This window comes from Streptomyces sp. NPDC031274, from assembly GCF_055570235.1.
In genome coordinates, this window is the sequence record NZ_JBVIHP010000009.1 from 234,950 (window position 1) to 251,171 (window position 16,222).

Here is a 16,222-nt window from a genome sequence, read left to right on the forward strand (position 1 = left end):
CTGTCCTCCTGTCCCCGCACCCCCATCCCGAAGTTCGGAGGCCCCATGCCCCGCACCACACGCGCTCTCAGGCCCGGGACGGCGCTCCTCGCGCTGGCCGTCCTCGCGATCCCCCTGGCGCCATCGGCCGCCGCCGCGCCTGTGCCGGCGCAGAAGGACACCGCGGCCCGCCGGCTTCCCGTCGTATCGCCGACCCCGCAGCACATGGCCCGTGCGGGCGACGACGTACCGCTCGCCCGGCGCGCCGAACTCGTCGTCGGGGGCGACACGGACGAGGCGGCCCGGCGTCGCGTCACCGAGACGCTGCGCGCCCATGGGGTGCGCGACATCGACGTACGCGCGAAGGCGTCGGGCCGTGCCCCGCTGACCGTTCTGCTCGGCCCGGCGGCCCGGCCCGACATCGCGAAGGCGCTCGGCGGGACGAAAGTGCCCGAGCAGGCGGAGGGGTACGCGCTGCGGGCGAAGCACCGCACCGTCGCGCTCGGCGGCAAGGACGCGACCGGGCAGTTCTACGCGGCGCAGACCCTCGGGCAGCTCGTCTCGCACGGTCGCATAGCGGGGGCGGCGGTCTCCGACTTCCCGTCCATGCCGCTGCGCGGCAGCATCGAAGGGTTCTACGGTCCGCCCTGGACCGAGGCCGAACGCCTCGACCAGCTGGACTTCCTGGGCGACACCAAGGCCAACACGTACGTCTACGCGCCCAAGGACGATCCCTACCACCGCGAGAAGTGGCGCGACCCCTATCCGGCGGAGAAGCTCACCGAACTCGGCAAGCTGATCGACCGCGCGAGCGCCAACCATGTGCGCTTCACGTTCGCGGTCTCGCCGGGCGGCTCCATCTGCTACTCGGACCCGGCGGACGTCAAGGCACTGACGGCGAAGCTCCAGGCGATGTACGACCTGGGGGTGCGGTCCTTCTCGGTCCCGCTCGACGACATCAGCTACACCAAGTGGAACTGTGAGGGCGACAAGGCGAAGTTCGGCGAGCCCGGCCGCGGCCCCGCGGCGAAGGCGCAGGTGGGGCTGCTCAACGCCATCCAGCGGGACTTCATCGCCAAGCACGAGGGAGCCAACCCGCTGCAAATGGTGCCCACGGAGTACGGGGACCTCACCGACACCGCGTACAAGCAGACGATGCGGGCGGAGCTCGACGGCGCCGTCGAGGTGATGTGGACGGGCACGGACGTGGTGCCGCCGGAGATCACCAACTCCCAGGCGGAGAAGGCAGCCGAGCTCTTCGGGCGGAAGGTGTTCGTCTGGGACAACTACCCCGTCAACGACTTCGCGCGTACGGCGGGCAGGCTGCTTCTCGCGCCCTACGACAAGCGTGAGCCCGGCCTGTCAGGGCACCTGAGCGGGATCGTGTCCAACCCGATGAACCAGGAAGGGGCCAGCAAACTGGCCGTCTTCACCATGAACGACTTCTCGTGGAACGACCGGGGCTACGAGCGGGCGCGGTCGGGGCGGCAGGCGGCGCTGTATCTCGCCGGGGGCGATCAGCGGGTCGCCGACGCGGTGCAGACGTTCGTGGACCTCAACCATGCGGCGCCGACCTTCGGTGAGTCGAACTGGCAGCCGCAGTCGCCCGTGCTCGGGCCGAAGCTGGACGCCTTCTGGAAGCGGTACGCGAGTGATCCCTCGGGGGCGGTGAGGGCGCTGCGGCCCACCGCCCGGGACATCGAGAAGGTCCCGGCGGTGCTGCGTGCGGGGGTGCCGGACACGCAGTTCCTCCACGACGCGAAGCAGTGGCTCGACGCAACGGAGCTGTGGGGTTCCTCGCTGGGGCACGGGCTCGCGGCACTGTCCGCCGCCCAGGAGGGGGACGACGCGGAGGCGACGCGGGAGCGTGCGGCGATGGAGTCCCTCGCGGGGCAGGCGCGGGCGATCTCCGTCGACCCGGCGGAGCACCATCAGCTGGGACCGGTGAAGATCGCCGACCCGTACCTGGACGAGTTCGTGAAGGGGGTCCAGGACAGGACCTAGCCGCTCGGCTCCGGACGGATCTTTCTCCCGCCCGCCGCCCGCCCTACCCACCTGCCCACCCACCCGTTTGCCCCGCGTCACAGGGGGGAGCGGGTGGGTGGGTTCGCGTTGTCCGCGTGTCCCTGTTGTCCGCCCGTCCGTGTTGTCCGCCCATCCGGGTTGTCCGCCCGTCCCGTCGGGCGTAGGTGTTGCAGTGACTGATACGTCAGTCAGGATCACAATTACTGGTTCTAGCAGCGGAAAGGTCGCTCCGCGGATTGCGATCAGCGCAACGTCCGGGTAGCGTGACCGCCCATGCAGCAAGACCCCGAGGTCGCGGACCGAGTCCGTAAAGTCATCGCCGATGCCGGTGCCACCCAGCGTGAATTCGCGCGCCGCATCGTGATGGACCCCTCCAAGCTCTCCCGCTCCCTGGGCGGCACCCGCCGCTTCACCGCGGCGGAGCTTGCCCGCATCGCGGACACCGGCGGCGTGGACGCGGGCTGGCTCCTGGGTGCTCAGGCGCAGATCCAGGGCCAGGCCCCGAACGTGACACCCCCGGCCCGCCGAGAGCGCACGGCCGCCGCCCCGGACGGCGGGCGCCCGCTGCAGATCGTCCGCGAGACCGTGCGGCTCGTGGCCGAGCGCGGCTTCCACGCCGTACGTGTCGCCGACATCGCGGAAGCCTGTGCCACCAGTACCGCCGCCATCCACTACCACTTCCCCGGCCGCGACGACCTCCTGGAGGCCGCCGTCCGCTGGTGCATGGACGAGGACACCGCCCGCCGCGCGGCCCGTATCGCCGACGCGGACGACGCGGCCGACGAGCTGCGCCAGCTGATCGAGCTCCAGACCCCCCGCACCCCGCAGCAGCGCTGGCAGTGGAGCGTCTGGCTCGACCTGTGGGCGGAGGCCGCCCGCTCCACCGCAGTCGGACGGCTGCACGCCGACTACTACCGGCAGTGGCGCGCGACCGTCGCCGACGTCGTACGGCGCGGTGTCGATCAGGGCGTGTTCCGCCTCGTCGATCCGCAGTCCGCCGCGCTCCGGCTCACCGCGCTCATCGACGGCCTCGCCACCCAGGTCCTCGCCTCCACGCCCGGCACGGACGGCACCACCCCCGACGACATGCACGAGGCGCTGCTCGTGTACGTCGACGCGACGCTCGCCGCGCCCCGCGGCGACGCGTAGACACTTTCAGAAGAACCCCAACACCCCACCCCCGAGGGAGAGTTCACCATGCCCGTGAACCAAGACGTCATCATCACCGCCGCCCTCACCGGCGCGGGCGACACCGTGCGCAAGAGTCCCCACGTCCCCGTCACCCCCGAGCAGATAGCCACCTCCGCGGTGGAGGCCGCCGAGGCCGGTGCCGCCGTCGTGCACATCCACGTGCGCGACCCCGAGACCGGCGACCCCTCGCGCGACCCCCGCCTGTACCGCGAGGTCGTCGAGCGCATCAAGGGGACCGGCACCGACGTCGTCATCAACCTCACCGCGGGCATGGGCGGCGACCTCGTCATCGACCCGGTCGAGCCGCTGAAGGAGCTCGGCGAGCTGCCCGGCACCGACCTCGTCGGCGGCCTGGACCGCCTGCCGCACGTCGAGGACCTGCTCCCCGACATCTGCACCCTGGACTGCGGCTCCCTCAACTTCGGGGACAACCTCTACATCTCCACGCCCGACATGCTCCGTCAGGGCGCCAAGCGCATCCAGGAGCTCGGCGTACGGCCCGAGTTGGAGATCTTCGACACCGGCCAGCTCTGGTTCGCCAAGCAGCTGCTCGCGGAAGGGCTGCTCGACAACCCCACCGTCTTCCAGCTCTGCATGGGCATCCCGTGGGGCGCCCCCGCCGACCCGGGCGTCCTGCAGGCCATGGTCAACATGCTCCCCGAAGGCGCCCAGTGGGCCAGCTTCGCGCTCGGCCGCATGCAGATGCCGTGGGTCGCGCAGTCCATCCTGCTCGGCGGTCAGGTCCGCGTCGGCCTGGAGGACAACCTCTACCTCGGCAAGGGCAACAAGGTCTCCAACGCCCAACTGGTGGAGCGCGCCGTGCAGATCACCGAGAACCTCGGCTCGCGCGTCGCCACGCCGGACGAGGCCCGCCAGAAGCTCGGCCTCAAGCCCCGCGCCTGAACTTCCCCCCACGACGAGTAGGACCCCTCCATGAGCGACATCACCACACCCCCCGCTCCGTGCGCCCCCGAGGACGTACGCCGTATCGCCTGCGTCGGCGCCGGAGTCATCGGCGGCGGCTGGGTGGCCCACTATCTCGCCCGCGGCTACGACGTAACCGCCTGGGACCCGGCCCCCGACGCCGAGCAGAAGCTCCGCCGCCTGGTCGACGCCGCCTGGCCCGCGCTGACGCAGCTCGGCCTCGCCGAAGGCGCGTCGCCGGACCGCCTCACCGTCACGCCGACCCTCCAAGAAGCAGTCGCCGACGCCCAGTTCGTGCAGGAGAGCGCGCCCGAGAAGCTGGAGCTCAAGCGCGATCTGCTGGCCCAGCTGGACGCCGCCGCTCCCGCCGGAGTCGTCATCGCCTCCTCCACCTCCGGCTACCCGATGACCGACATGCAGACCGAGGCCACCGACCCTGGCCGCCTCGTCGTCGGACATCCCTTCAACCCGCCGTACCTGATCCCGCTCGTCGAGGTGGTCGGCGGCGACAGGACGGCCCCGCACGCGGTCACTTGGGCCTCGCGCTTCTACGAGGTCGCGGGCAAGTCCGTGATCACCATGGCGAGCGAGGTCCCCGGCTTCATAGCCAACCGACTCCAGGAAGCCCTCTGGCGCGAGGCCCTGCACATGGTCGCCAACGGCGAGGCCACGGTGAAGGAGATCGACGACTCGATCACCGAAGGCCCCGGCCTGCGCTGGGCGTTCATGGGCCCCATGCTCACCTTCGCGCTCGCGGGCGGCGAGGGCGGCATGGCCCACATGCTCGACCACTTCGGCCCGTCCCTGAAGTCGCCGTGGACGCGCCTGGAGGCACCCGAGCTCGACAAGGAGCTGTACGACGCCGTGGTCGCCGGATGCGACGACGCGGCGGACGGACGGTCCATCGCCGACCTGGTGGCCGAGCGCGATCAGGGGGTCATCGACGTACTGCGGGCGACGGGTCGCCTGCCGCAGCAGCGCACAAAGGAGGAAACGAAGTGAGCGAGTCCACGCCTGCCGAGACCCTGCCTGCCGGGCCCCTGTCTACCGAGCCTCTGTCCACCGGGCCCCTGTCCACCGGGCCCCTGCCGCTCCTGCGCCGGACCGTCCGTCCCGAGTGGATCGACTACAACGGCCACATGAGCGAGGCGTTCTACGTCCTCGTCTTCGGCTACGCCACCGACGCCATGATGATCGAGACCGGCCTGCACGCGGGATACCGCGAGTCCACCGGCTGCTCGCTCTACACGGTCGAGGCGCACATCCGCTACCTCGACGACGTCGCGGAGGGCTCCCACCTCGCCGTCCGCACCCGCATCCTGGGCGCGGACGCCAAGAAGGCCCGCTTCACCCACGAGCTGTACGTGGTCGAGGAGCCTGACGCGCAGATCGCGCCGGAAGCCACCCCCGTGGCGACCACCGAACTCCTCGCCATCCACGTCGACCAGAACGCGGGCCGCTCGGCCCCCTTCCCGGACACGATCCGCGAACACCTGACATCCCTGACGGAAAACACCCCGCAGTGGGCGGGCCGAGCCATCGGCGCCGTACCCCGCCAGCCGTAGAGGCACGTCCGCCCAGCTGCTCAGTCGCTCAGCTGTCGCAGCCGACGCCGTCCCCGTCACGGTCGAGGTGAGGTGCGTAGCCGGGTTCACCACGGTGAATGGGCGCGGCTCCCGCGGCACGGGCCTCACTGCAGTTCCCGTAGGAGACGCTGCCGCCTCCGCCGGTGCTGGAGCCGTCGTCACCCGAGCCGGGATCGGCCGCTTCCGGCTGGGCGGTCACGGTGGCTTTCACCGTCTTCGTGGTCTTGACGGTCTTGGTGACGGTGGGGGCGGGCTTCGGCTTCGCCGTCTCGGTCGCTGTCGCCGTCGCTGTCGCCGTGACGGTCGGCGTCGGGCCCGCGCCTTTGGAGTCGGCCTTCGCCTTGGTGCTGCCGTCGTCCCCGAGACCGGCACCGAGGCCTATGCAGAAGGTGAGAACGAGCGCAGGGAGCACGAAGCGTTTACGTGCCCACTTGGGAGCGCGCCTCGGTGCCGACGGCGGCGCGGGATATGGATTGGCCATGGTGCCCCCCTTGGTGCGGGAAAGGGGCATGACGCTAGTCCCGCAATGTCCGGATGTGAAGGTGCTCTGTGTGAGTGGTGATGTATCCGTGACCAACAGTGCAGCGGGCCAATACAGCTAGCGCTCCAGTTCCTTGTGGGCGGTTTCCGGGAGCCTGAGATACACCGCTGAAGACGCGAGGCAGAGCACGGCCACGTACCAGGGGAAGAGGCCCGGGTTGCCGATTTCCTTGAACAGGGTGCCCATGTACGGGGCCGTGCCGCCGAACAGCGCGACGGTGAGGGAGTACGGGAAGCCGATTCCCGCGGCCCGTACGCGTGCGGGGAACACCTCCGCGTTCACGGCAGCCGAGATCGACGTGAAGCCGGTGAGCAGCACCATGCCCGCGCACTGCACCATCAGGAGCGAGCCGAACGAGCCGTTCAGGGAGCGAAGCAGCGGCACGCTCAGGACGGCGAAGCCGATTCCGAAGAAGAGCAGGAGCGGCCTGCGGCCGAAACGGTCGGAGAGCAGTCCGCCGACCGGCTGGAGCAGGGCGAAGAACGCGAGCGAGAGGGTGCCGGACAGCAGGGCCTGGCTCTTGCTGATGTCCGTGTTGAGCTCCGCGTACGTCGGAAGGTACGACGTCCACGTGTAGTACGCGATCGTGCCGCCGGCCGTGATGCCGCAGATCAGCAGGGACTGGCGCGGATACTTGCGCAGGGCGTCGAAGAGACCGGGGCGTTCGGACGGGTCCTGGGGTGCCTGATGGGTCTCGTACGCGCCCTGCCTGATCCAGAAGCCGACCAGGCTGAGCGCCGCGCCGATGAAGAAGGGCAGCCGCCAGCCCCAGCCGTCCATCTGCCCGTCGGAGAGCGTGCCGACGAGCAGGGCCGCGACGCCGGACGCCGCGAGCTGGCCCGCGCTCGTCGACACGTACTGGAAGCTGGAGAAGAGGCCGCGCCGTCCTGGCCCCGCGGACTCGACGAGGAAGGTCGTCGACGCCGCGAACTCACCGCCCACCGAGAGCCCCTGGAGCAGCCGCGCCAGGACGAGCACGACCGGCGCGAGCACCCCCACGGACGCGTACGTCGGCGTCAGGCCGACCAGCAGGCTGCTGCCGCCCATCAGCAGGATGGTGACCGTGAGCGCGGCACGCCGCCCGCGCCGGTCGGCGACCGTGCCCATGAGCAGTCCGCCGACCGGACGCATGAAGAAGCCGACGGCGAAGACGGCGAACGTGGAGAGCAGCGGTACGAGGGAGTTGTCCGCGCTCTTGGGGAAGACCTGGTCGGCGATGTACGTCGCGAGGAACGTGTACGCGTACCAGTCGTACCACTCCACGGCGTTGCCGACGGAGGCGGCGAGGAGCTGGCGGACCCGTTGGGCTGGGCGGGTGGCGGTCGTGGTGGTGTCTGTCATGATCCTGTCCCGTTCCCAGGAACGCCCCTGTTCACGCACGCCTTCGCGCAGTCGATACCGTGCCGTCCTCCGCTCCACCACGCCGGAGTCGGCCGACTCCGGAGTGCGGTGCGGGCGTCGTATCCGCCATCTGTTCCGGCAGAATCTGATCGCTTGGCCCACGGACCATAGCGCTCGGCACGTCCCGCGAGGCGACACCGGCACGGAACTTCCGCACGATCCCGTTCAGGACCCTGCGGTCCTCCAGCCGCTTCCGCCCCCCACGACGACTCGGGCAGCAACGGCCGGACGAACTCCCACTCCACTGCGGAGAGTTCATGGCGACGTATCACGCAACCATGATCCAACAGTAATGATCATTTGAAGACGCGGCCTAGTCCCAGCCGCCGGTGACGCCTCCATTGAGCTGCGCGGTGCAGATGTTGTAGCCGCCCGACGCGTGCCCCTTCTTTGGCCGGCCGCCGTCCACAGTCACCGAGCAGTTGATGTCGCCGCCGCCCGTCAGCTGCGCCGACACGTGGTAGTAGAGCGCCTCCGAGTCCAGCTTCAGCGTCTTCGTCATCGGCAGGCCCGACCCCTGACGGCTGTCACTGTCGCTGCCGTAAGTGACGTCGACTCCGGAGGGGGCGGAACCCCACACCTTGAACACAACCTTCCCCGCGGGCGCTTCATCCTCGGCTGGCTTCTCGGAAGCCTTCGGCTTCGGCTTCGGCGTCTTGGTGACGGTCTTCGTCGGCTGTGGCTTCGCCTTCGCCTTGGCCTCCTTCGCGGGGGCCGTCTTGGTCACGGTGAGGGTCGGCTGTGGCTTCGCATCGGTGCTCGTCTTCTTCTGCTGCTCGCCGCCGGCGGAGCCGATGCCCACCCCGATGAGGAGGATGATGACGGCGGCAGGGATCGCGATGCGTTTCCGCGCCCACTTCGGCCGGGCCGCCGGTGCGGGCGTCGGCCCTGCGGGCGGCGGCTGGTACGGCGGCGGCTGATTGTTCGACATGTGGCCCCCCACGTGTTTCCCGAGAGATGACCATATCGGGGGAACCGGGCGATTGGCGTTACTTGCGCGACTTAAGAGATGAAACTGTGACGGGACGATGAATTTTCAATGACACGCACCCCGCCCGCGGATGAGAGCGGGGTGCGGTGCTGTCGATAGGGTTCAGGGAGGCCCCCGCCTGTCAACGGCAGGCGGGGGCTTCTTACTTCTCGGTATGAAGTCAAGCTGGCAAGTCCAGGCTTGGCGTCAAGGGGTCACGTCAGGACCGTTTTGTTGGTAGCGCGTAACGTCGGGTTATGCGTGAGGACTTCGGTACCGTTTGAGGGTATAGACACAGCCATGCCTCCGCTCCTGCTGCTTGATGTGGATGGCCCTCTGAACCCTTGGATGGCCAAACCGTCCCGCCGTCCCGATGGCTACCGCACGCACCGAATGCGCCCGAGTGGATGGGAGCAGCCGTACCAGAAGCCCTTGCGGGTCTGGCTGAACCACGAACACGGGGCGGCGTTGCTGTCGCTGCCGTTCTCTCTCGTCTGGGCGACGACCTGGGGCCACGAGGCCAACGAGTGGATAGGCCCGCACCTCGGGCTGCCAGAGCTACCGGTCATCACTTGGCCGGACGAGAAGCCTCCATCGAGTCTCTGGAAGTCGCCGCCTGCGGTGCACTGGAAAACTGAGACCATCGTCCAGTACGCGGACGGGCGTCCCTTCGCCTGGGTGGACGACGAAATCACTGATCTTGATCGGGAGTTCGTCGCCCAGAACCACGTCGGGTCAGCTCTGCTGCACCACGTCGACCCGCGTCTCGGCCTGCTGGCCGAGGACTTCGCGACGTTGAACGCATGGGCGACGCGGCTCTCTGAGGGGGCGGCGTGATGGACCTGCCCATCGTCCCAAGGGCCGGGCAGTCGATAGCTCTGCCCGGCGCGGACCTCTTCGAGACCGTCCGTCAGAAACTCATCGAAGATCTCGGCATGGTGCAGGTGGAGCGGCGAGGGCAGGAGCGCAGCTACCGGCCCCGCGCCGAACTCCACGCCGAAGCCGTCGATTCGCAGACCTTTGTGATGATCCTCGACGGGCTCTCCTCCACGCGACGCGGCAGCCTCAGCACCAAGCGCCCTACGCCGACGCGGGAAGTCAAAAGATGCGGTTCAAGGGCTAGATGACACGGTCGAAGGCTGAACTCGCCGGTCGGCTATGAGCTGTTGGACAGTGCCAGTCGTACCACTCCACGGCGTTACCGACGGAGGCGGCGAGGAGCTGGCGGACCCGTTGGGCTGGGCGGGTGGCGGTCGTGGTGGTGTCTGTCATGATCCTGTCCCGTTCCCAGGAACGCCCCTGTTCACGCACAGGTGGGGACCTCTTCATCGCGGTGAGTGCGAACCCCTGCGGGCACATCCACCTTGTCGCGGCGCATCGGAAAATCAGATCGCCTGCAACGGAAACATCTGTTGGACAGAATTCATGCCGCGTTCAAGGATGGCTCGCACGGCAGCACAGTCAACGCGACACCGGGATGAACTGCCGCCTGAGTGGAGGATGAAGTGCCGAGCGAAGAAACCGAAGTAGTCGTCGTCGGAGCCGGCCAGGCGGGCGTGGCGGCCAGTGAGCACCTCGGTGCTCACGGAGTGCCGCACGTCGTCCTTGAGCGGCACCGCATAGCCGAGCGGTGGCGCTCGGAGCGGTGGGACTCCCTGGTCGCGAACGGGCCCGCGTGGCACGACCGTTTCCCCGGCCTCGAGTTCACCGACGTCGACCCCGACGGCTTCGCCTCGAAGGAGCAGGTCGCGGAGTACTTCGCCGCGTACGCCGAGAAGATCGGTGCCCCGGTCCGCTGCGGCGTCGAGGTGACCGATGTGCGGCGGCACACCGGCCGACCGGGATTCCGGGTGGAGACGTCGCAGGGCTCGATCGACGCGCGGTTCGTCGTGGTGGCGACCGGGGCGTTCCAGCGGCCGGTGTTCCCGCCCATCGTCCCGGACGGCGCCGTCCCCGTGCAGATCCACTCCAGTGGTTACCGCAATCCGGAGCAGCTGCCCGAAGGGTCGGTCCTGGTGGTCGGGGCCGGTTCCTCGGGGGTGCAGATAGCCGACGAGTTGCGCCGCTCCGGTCGCCGGGTCTTCCTCTCCGTCGGTCCGCACGACCGTCCTCCGCGCGAGTACCGCGGGCGTGACTTCTGCTGGTGGCTGGGGGTGCTCGGGCTCTGGGACGCGGAGACGCCTCCGCAGGGTGCCGAGCACGTCACCATCGCGGTCAGCGGCGCACGCGGCGGCCACACCGTGGACTTCCGTGCCCTGGCCGCCGACGGCATCGAGCTGCTCGGGATGACCGCGTCCTACGACGACGGCGTACTGAGCTTCGCGCCCGACCTCGCCACGAACATCGCGCTCGGCGACGAGAAGTACCTCGGGCTGCTCCGGGCGGCCGACGCGTACGTCGAGCGCAACGGTCTCGACCTGCCCGAGGAGCCGCAGGCCCATGTCCTCGGGCCGGACCCGGCCAGCGTGACCGACCCCCGGCTGGAACTGGACCTGGCCGAGGCCGGTGTCACCTCGATCGTCTGGGCGACGGGCTTCGCCACCGATTACGGCTGGCTCGACGTCGACGCCTTCGACGACAAGGGCCGCCCGCAGCAGCGGCGCGGAATCTCCTCCGAGCCCGGCGTCTACTTCCTTGGCCTGCCCTGGCTGTCCCGCCGCGGATCCAGCTTCATCTGGGGTGTCTGGCACGACGCCCGGTACGTCGCCGACCACATCGAGACCCGGCGGGGCTACCTCGCGTACGGCACCACCGACCGGCCCGGCATCGCGTCGGCCGCCCCCACCACCTGAGGAGCAGACGATGACCTCCACGCACCAGGGCCGGGCTCCCCGCGCCAAGGCCCCGATCGTCGCCGGCGGGCACACCCGGATCCGTCCGTTCAACACCCGCGACACCTATCCCGAGCAGAACCTCGACAACGACCTCTGCCAGGCCGTCGTCGCCGGCCACACGGTGTACGTCCGGGGCCAGATCGGCCAGGACCTCGACACCAGTGAGTCCGTGGGCATCGGCGACGTCGAGGCGCAGGCCGAACAGGCCATGGCGAACATCAAGATGCTGCTCGAAGAGGCGGGCGGCCGGATGGAACACCTGGTCAAACTGACCATCTATCTGGTCGACCCGCGCTACCGCGAGGCGGTGTACCGCACGGTGGGCCGCTGGACCAGGGGCGTCCACCCGATCTCCACCGGCATCGTGGTGTCCGCCCTCGCCCGACCGGAGTGGCTGTGCGAGATCGACGCGATCGCCGTACTTCCGGAGATCGCCGTACTTTCCGAGGGGGAGCGGGCATGACGTTCTCCCTGGTGGTCCGGGACGGCGAGCGGTTCGGCATCGCGGCCAGCTCGTCGAGTCCGGCCGTCGCCGCCCGGGTCGTCCATCTGCGCCCCGGCGTCGGCGCAGCGACGTCGCAGAACATCACCGACCCCATGCTCGGCACCAGCCTGCTGGAAAGCCTGACGGACCACGGCGACGCCGAACGCGCCCTGGCCGATGTCACCGGCGCCGCGGCGCACAAGGAGACCATCGACTACCGGCAGTTGACCGTCCTCGGCCGGTCAGGGCCGGGAGTCGCCTTCAGCGGTCCGCACACCCTGGGCACGTTCGCCTCCGCCACCGCGGACGGCGCCGTCGCCGCAGGCAACATGCTGTCCGGCGAGCACATCCCCGGCATACTCCTCGACGCGTACGCCGCCGCCACCGGGGAGCTTGAGGAGCGGCTGCTCACCGCGATGAAGGCCGCCGTCGCGGCCGGCGGCGAGCAGGGGCCGGTGTACTCCGCCGGGATGGCGGTCGTCGCGGACGTCGGCTGGCGGGTCACCGACCTGCGGGTCGACTGGGCCGAGGACCCCCTGGACCGACTCGGTGACCTGCTCGACATCTGGCTGCCGCAACGGGACGACTACGTGCGGCGCGGACTCGACCCCGCCACCTCTCCCTCGTACGGCGTTCCGGGAGACCTGTGATGGGGACGATGAAGGAGGCGGCACGGCACGCGGTCGACCGGCACGCCGAGGAACTGATCGGCCTCTCCGAGCGGCTGCACGCCGACCCGGAGACCGCCTGGCAGGAACACCGGGCCGCCGCGGCCGTACCGGAACTCCTCGACCGCGCCGGATTCGACGTCACCTCGTCCTACCTGGGCCTGGACACCGCGTTCCACGCCCGGTTCGGCAGCGGGCCCGTGCGGATCGCGCTGTGCGCTGAGTACGACGCGCTGCCCGGCCTCGGTCACGCGTGCGGCCACAACCTCATCGCGGCGAGCTCGGTCGGCGCGGCCCTGGGCCTCGCCGCCGTCGCCGACGACGCCGGACTCACGGTGGAGGTCTACGGCACCCCGGCCGAGGAGGGCGGCGGCGGCAAGATCGAGATGCTCGACCGGGGCGCCTTCACCGGCGTGGATCTCGCGATGATGGTGCACCCGGCGCCCGTCGACGTCGCCGAGGCCCGCCCGTTCGCGGTCAGCCACTCCAAGATCTCCTACACCGGGAAGTCCGCGCACGCCGCCGCCTACCCGGAGGCCGGGATCAACGCGGCCGACGCCTTCACCGTGGCCCAGGTCGCCATCGGGCTGCTGCGCCAGCAGCTGCCGGGCTCGGCGCGTGTGCACGGTGTGGTGACGCACGCCGGGGACGCCCCGAACGCCATCCCGGAACGGGCGGGCGGACGGTGGTACGTCCGTGCCGAGACGCTCGCCGAACTGGCCGAGCTCGAACCGCGCGTCATGCGGGCCTTCGAGGCGGGAGCCCTCGCCACCGGCTGCGACCTGGAGATCGAGCCGGAGAGCAAGCCCTACGCGGAGTTCTGCACGGACGAGAGAGCCCTCGGGCACTACCGGGCCAACGCCCTCGCCCTGGGCCGGGAGTTCGCGCCACCCGGCCAGGCGGCGCGCATGAACCGTGCCTCCACCGACATGGGCAACGTCTCGCAGGTCGTATCGGCGATCCACCCGTACATCGGCGTCGGCTCCCTGCCCGCCACCAACCACCAGCACGAGTTCGCCGCCCACTGCGTGGGCGGCACCGCCGAGCGGGCCCTGCTCGACGGCGCGGTCGCGCTGGCCTGGACGGGCGTGGACCGGAGCGCACCCCCGACCGACCTGCCCGCACCCTGACGACACGACATCGGCGGCACCCGCACAGCTCCGGCTTCGGAACCCCTTTCCCCCTAGGAGGCGCGTATGCCCACGCGTGAAAGCAGTGCCACGACCACCGAGGCCGAGCCGGCCACCGACGTGGTCGCACTGCGCAGGAGTGTCGCCGCGGGAGCCGTAGGCGTGTTCGTGCACTGGTTCGACTGGGCTGCCTACGCCTATCTCGCCGGCACCGTCGCGACCGTGTTCTTCCCCGCCGACGACAAGACGACCGGACTGCTCGCCGTGTTCGGCGTGTTCGCCGTCTCGTTCGGCATCCGGCCCATCGGCGCCCTGGTCTTCGGACCGCTCGGCGACCGGATCGGCCGCAAGCGCACCCTGTCACTGGTCATCTTCATGATGTCGGGCGCGACCCTGACCATAGGTCTGCTTCCCGGCTACGACTCGATCGGCATCGCCGCCCCGGTACTCCTGGTGGTGCTGCGCCTGATCCAGGGCTTCGCCGCGGGCGGCGAGTTCGGCAGCGCGGCCAGCTTCCTCGCCGAGAGCGCGCCACGGCGCCGGCGCGGATTCGGCGTGAGCTGGCTGGAGGTCGGCTCCCTGCTCGGCTTCCTCGCGGGCTCGTTCGTCTTCCTCCTCCTGTCCTCCGCACTCGACGAGAGCCAACTCATCGCCTGGGGCTGGCGCGTCCCCTTCCTGATCGCCGCGCCCCTCGGCGTCATCGGCTTCATCATCCGCAGCAAGATCGAGGACACCCCGGAGTACCGGGCGCTCGAAGCCAACGACACCGTTCCGACCAGCCCCGCCCGGGAACTGCTCCGCTCCCACAAGAGGGAACTGCTCCAGGCGGCGGGCCTGATGGCGGCCATGCACGTGCCCTTCTACGCCGTGCTGACCTACCTCGTCACCTACGAGACCGACCACCTGGGCCACTCGGACGGCAACGCGGCCCTGCTGTCCACCGCCATCTCGCTGATGGGTCTCGCGCTCGTGCCGCTGTTCGGCGCGCTCTCCGACCGGGTGGGACGCAAGCCGGTGTTCATCGGGGCGACGGCGGCCCTGTTCATCCTGTCCACCCCGGCCTTCCTCCTGATGCGGACCGGACTCGTGGGTACCTGGATCGCCGGTCTGACGCTCGGCGTGATCCTGGCGGCGATCCTCGGCACCTACGCGGTCTGGTCGGCGGAGATCTTCCCCACCCGCACACGCCAGAGCGGTCTTTCCGTCGCGTACAACATCACCGCGGCGCTGTTCGCCGGGACCGTGCCCTACCTGATGACCGTGCTCATCTCCGCGACGGGCAGCACGTTGGTGCCGGGCCCGTATCTGATGGTGTTCGCCGTGGGCGGCCTGGTCGCCGCCCTGACCCTGAAGGAGACCGTCGGCACGACGCTGTTGCGCCCCGAGGACGTCTCCGACGCGCCCGCCGAGCGGGTGTAGGCGGCAACGCCGCATAGGGTCGGCGCAGACACGGTTCACCGGGCGCAAGGTTCTCGCATGACGTCACCGCTGGGTTTCACCCTCGTTCAGCTGCGCTACTTCCTCGTGGCCGCCGAGCGCGGCTCCATGACAGAGGCGTCGGCCGAGCTGCACATCGCCCAGTCGGCCGTCTCCGCCGCCGTCTACAACCTGGAGCAGGACCTGCAGGTGCAGCTCTTCATCCGGCGACGGGGCCGGGGCCTGACCCTGACACCCGCCGGGGAGCGGCTCCAGCAGCAGGCGCGGGACCTGTTGGCGCGTGCCCGCGAGGTCGAGCAGGAGGCCCGAGGTGACGGGGAGACCCTCTCCGGGCCGGTTGCCGTCGGCTGCTTCGTGACGTTGGCCCCGTACTATCTGCCGCCCCTGTTCACCGAGTTCACCCGGCGCCATCCCGGCATAGAGATCGACGTGGTGGAGGCGGAGACGGACCAGCTCGTCCAGGCCCTCGCGGCGGGACGCATCGACTTCGCCCTCACTTATGGCCTCGGTCTGTCGTCCGAGCCGGACCTGCACAGCGAGACGATCGCCCGCGCTCCGGCCTACGTCATCGTCTCGGCCGACCACCCGCTGGCCGGGCAGGGCAGTGTGGAACTGGCCGAGCTGTCCGCCGAGCCGCTGGTCCTGCTCGACCTCCCGCACAGCCGCGACTACTTCCACGCGCTGGTGGCCGCGACCGGCACCGCACCCGACGTCCGGTACCGCACCCGCAGCTACGAGACCGTGCGCTCGCTCGTGGCACGAGGACTCGGGTATTCCGTGCTCAACCAGCGGCCGGCGACCAGCCAGACCTACGGCGGCGGAGAGGTCGCGGAACTCCTGCTGCGGGACGGTGGACCGCCGCTGGAAGTCAAGATCGTCTCCATGGGCGGTGTGGCGCAGAGCGCCCGGGCCCGAGCGGTGATGACCCTGCTGCGCGAGATCGCCGCCCGGCCCAGGGAGGCCTGAGCCGAGCGAGAAGACACCGGTCGCGGCGCGGGGATCGAGGGCGGTGGGGTCCTGCGTGGTGCCGGGCAGGTGAGCCTGTCGTGGTC

The 16,222-nt window shown here is 70.0% G+C and carries 17 protein-coding genes; 13 read left to right on the plus strand and 4 right to left on the minus strand.

All coding sequences use genetic code 11. The features are described 5' to 3' along the window. Positions 1 to 45 precede the first annotated feature (45 nt). The 5 genes from ACZ5CR_RS17245 (at position 46) to ACZ5CR_RS17265 (ending at position 5,684) form a co-directional block, all read left to right on the plus strand. On the plus strand, positions 46 to 1,983 hold the full coding sequence (locus tag ACZ5CR_RS17245; RefSeq protein ID WP_468858138.1) for a beta-N-acetylhexosaminidase family protein: 1,938 nt from the start codon (positions 46 to 48) through the stop codon (positions 1,981 to 1,983). Between the two features lie 294 nt (positions 1,984 to 2,277). Then, positions 2,278 to 3,153 carry a TetR/AcrR family transcriptional regulator gene (locus tag ACZ5CR_RS17250; RefSeq protein WP_468858140.1) on the plus strand — a complete coding sequence of 292 codons (876 nt, stop codon included), beginning with the start codon at positions 2,278 to 2,280 and terminating at the stop codon, positions 3,151 to 3,153. A gap of 48 nt (positions 3,154 to 3,201) precedes the next feature. After that, positions 3,202 to 4,098 carry a beta-keto acid cleavage family enzyme gene (locus ACZ5CR_RS17255; RefSeq protein ID WP_468858142.1) on the plus strand — a complete coding sequence of 299 codons (897 nt, stop codon included), beginning with the start codon at positions 3,202 to 3,204 and terminating at the stop codon, positions 4,096 to 4,098. Positions 4,099 to 4,128: 30 nt separating this feature from the next. Beyond that, the gene (locus tag ACZ5CR_RS17260) at positions 4,129 to 5,121 is read left to right on the plus strand and encodes a 3-hydroxyacyl-CoA dehydrogenase NAD-binding domain-containing protein (RefSeq protein WP_468858144.1); all 993 of its coding nucleotides are present in this window, start codon (positions 4,129 to 4,131) and stop codon (positions 5,119 to 5,121) included. Between the two features lie 38 nt (positions 5,122 to 5,159). Further along, positions 5,160 to 5,684: a thioesterase family protein gene (locus ACZ5CR_RS17265; RefSeq protein ID WP_468858242.1), complete on the plus strand. Its 525-nt coding sequence runs from the start codon at positions 5,160 to 5,162 to the stop codon at positions 5,682 to 5,684. A gap of 28 nt (positions 5,685 to 5,712) precedes the next feature. On the opposite strand, the gene ACZ5CR_RS17270 is transcribed toward ACZ5CR_RS17265, so the two are convergent. The 3 genes from ACZ5CR_RS17270 to ACZ5CR_RS17280 all read right to left on the minus strand — a co-directional run bounded on the left by ACZ5CR_RS17270 (position 5,713) and on the right by ACZ5CR_RS17280 (position 8,578). Further along, positions 5,713 to 6,186, minus strand: coding sequence for an excalibur calcium-binding domain-containing protein (locus tag ACZ5CR_RS17270; protein ID WP_468858145.1), 474 nt, complete (start codon positions 6,184 to 6,186; stop codon positions 5,713 to 5,715). Positions 6,187 to 6,303: 117 nt separating this feature from the next. After that, complete coding sequence (locus ACZ5CR_RS17275; RefSeq protein ID WP_468858146.1) at positions 6,304 to 7,587, minus strand: MFS transporter; 1,284 nt, start codon at positions 7,585 to 7,587, stop codon at positions 6,304 to 6,306. Positions 7,588 to 7,960: 373 nt separating this feature from the next. Further along, positions 7,961 to 8,578, minus strand: coding sequence for a hypothetical protein (locus ACZ5CR_RS17280; protein WP_468858148.1), 618 nt, complete (start codon positions 8,576 to 8,578; stop codon positions 7,961 to 7,963). A 339-nt stretch (positions 8,579 to 8,917) separates the two neighbouring features. On the opposite strand from ACZ5CR_RS17280, the gene ACZ5CR_RS17285 reads away from it, so the two are divergent. Continuing rightward, positions 8,918 to 9,454: an HAD domain-containing protein gene (locus tag ACZ5CR_RS17285; RefSeq protein WP_468858150.1), complete on the plus strand. Its 537-nt coding sequence runs from the start codon at positions 8,918 to 8,920 to the stop codon at positions 9,452 to 9,454. Further along, positions 9,454 to 9,744 carry a hypothetical protein gene (locus ACZ5CR_RS17290; protein ID WP_468858152.1) on the plus strand — a complete coding sequence of 97 codons (291 nt, stop codon included), beginning with the start codon at positions 9,454 to 9,456 and terminating at the stop codon, positions 9,742 to 9,744. The genes ACZ5CR_RS17285 and ACZ5CR_RS17290 overlap by 1 nt, the downstream gene beginning before the upstream one ends. On the opposite strand, the gene ACZ5CR_RS17295 is transcribed toward ACZ5CR_RS17290, so the two are convergent. Next, positions 9,737 to 9,889 (minus strand): hypothetical protein, encoded by a 153-nt coding sequence (locus ACZ5CR_RS17295; protein WP_468858245.1) that lies wholly within the window; start codon positions 9,887 to 9,889, stop codon positions 9,737 to 9,739. The two genes, ACZ5CR_RS17290 and ACZ5CR_RS17295, sit on opposite strands and share 8 nt — an antisense overlap. A gap of 233 nt (positions 9,890 to 10,122) precedes the next feature. On the opposite strand from ACZ5CR_RS17295, the gene ACZ5CR_RS17300 reads away from it, so the two are divergent. The 6 genes from ACZ5CR_RS17300 to ACZ5CR_RS17325 all read left to right on the plus strand — a co-directional run bounded on the left by ACZ5CR_RS17300 (position 10,123) and on the right by ACZ5CR_RS17325 (position 16,136). Continuing rightward, positions 10,123 to 11,409 (plus strand): flavin-containing monooxygenase, encoded by a 1,287-nt coding sequence (locus ACZ5CR_RS17300; protein WP_468858154.1) that lies wholly within the window; start codon positions 10,123 to 10,125, stop codon positions 11,407 to 11,409. A 10-nt stretch (positions 11,410 to 11,419) separates the two neighbouring features. Next, positions 11,420 to 11,914: a RidA family protein gene (locus ACZ5CR_RS17305; protein ID WP_468858156.1), complete on the plus strand. Its 495-nt coding sequence runs from the start codon at positions 11,420 to 11,422 to the stop codon at positions 11,912 to 11,914. Then, positions 11,911 to 12,585: a DUF1028 domain-containing protein gene (locus tag ACZ5CR_RS17310; protein WP_468858158.1), complete on the plus strand. Its 675-nt coding sequence runs from the start codon at positions 11,911 to 11,913 to the stop codon at positions 12,583 to 12,585. The genes ACZ5CR_RS17305 and ACZ5CR_RS17310 overlap by 4 nt, the downstream gene beginning before the upstream one ends. After that, a complete protein-coding gene (locus ACZ5CR_RS17315; protein WP_468858160.1) occupies positions 12,585 to 13,733 on the plus strand; it encodes a M20 family metallopeptidase in 1,149 nt (382 codons plus the stop codon). The genes ACZ5CR_RS17310 and ACZ5CR_RS17315 overlap by 1 nt, the downstream gene beginning before the upstream one ends. Before the next feature lie 66 nt (positions 13,734 to 13,799). Next, entirely contained in the window at positions 13,800 to 15,152 is a 1,353-nt protein-coding gene (locus ACZ5CR_RS17320; RefSeq protein WP_468858162.1) for an MFS transporter, read from the plus strand. A gap of 57 nt (positions 15,153 to 15,209) precedes the next feature. Continuing rightward, a complete protein-coding gene (locus ACZ5CR_RS17325; protein WP_468858163.1) occupies positions 15,210 to 16,136 on the plus strand; it encodes a LysR substrate-binding domain-containing protein in 927 nt (308 codons plus the stop codon). Positions 16,137 to 16,222: the final 86 nt, after the last annotated feature.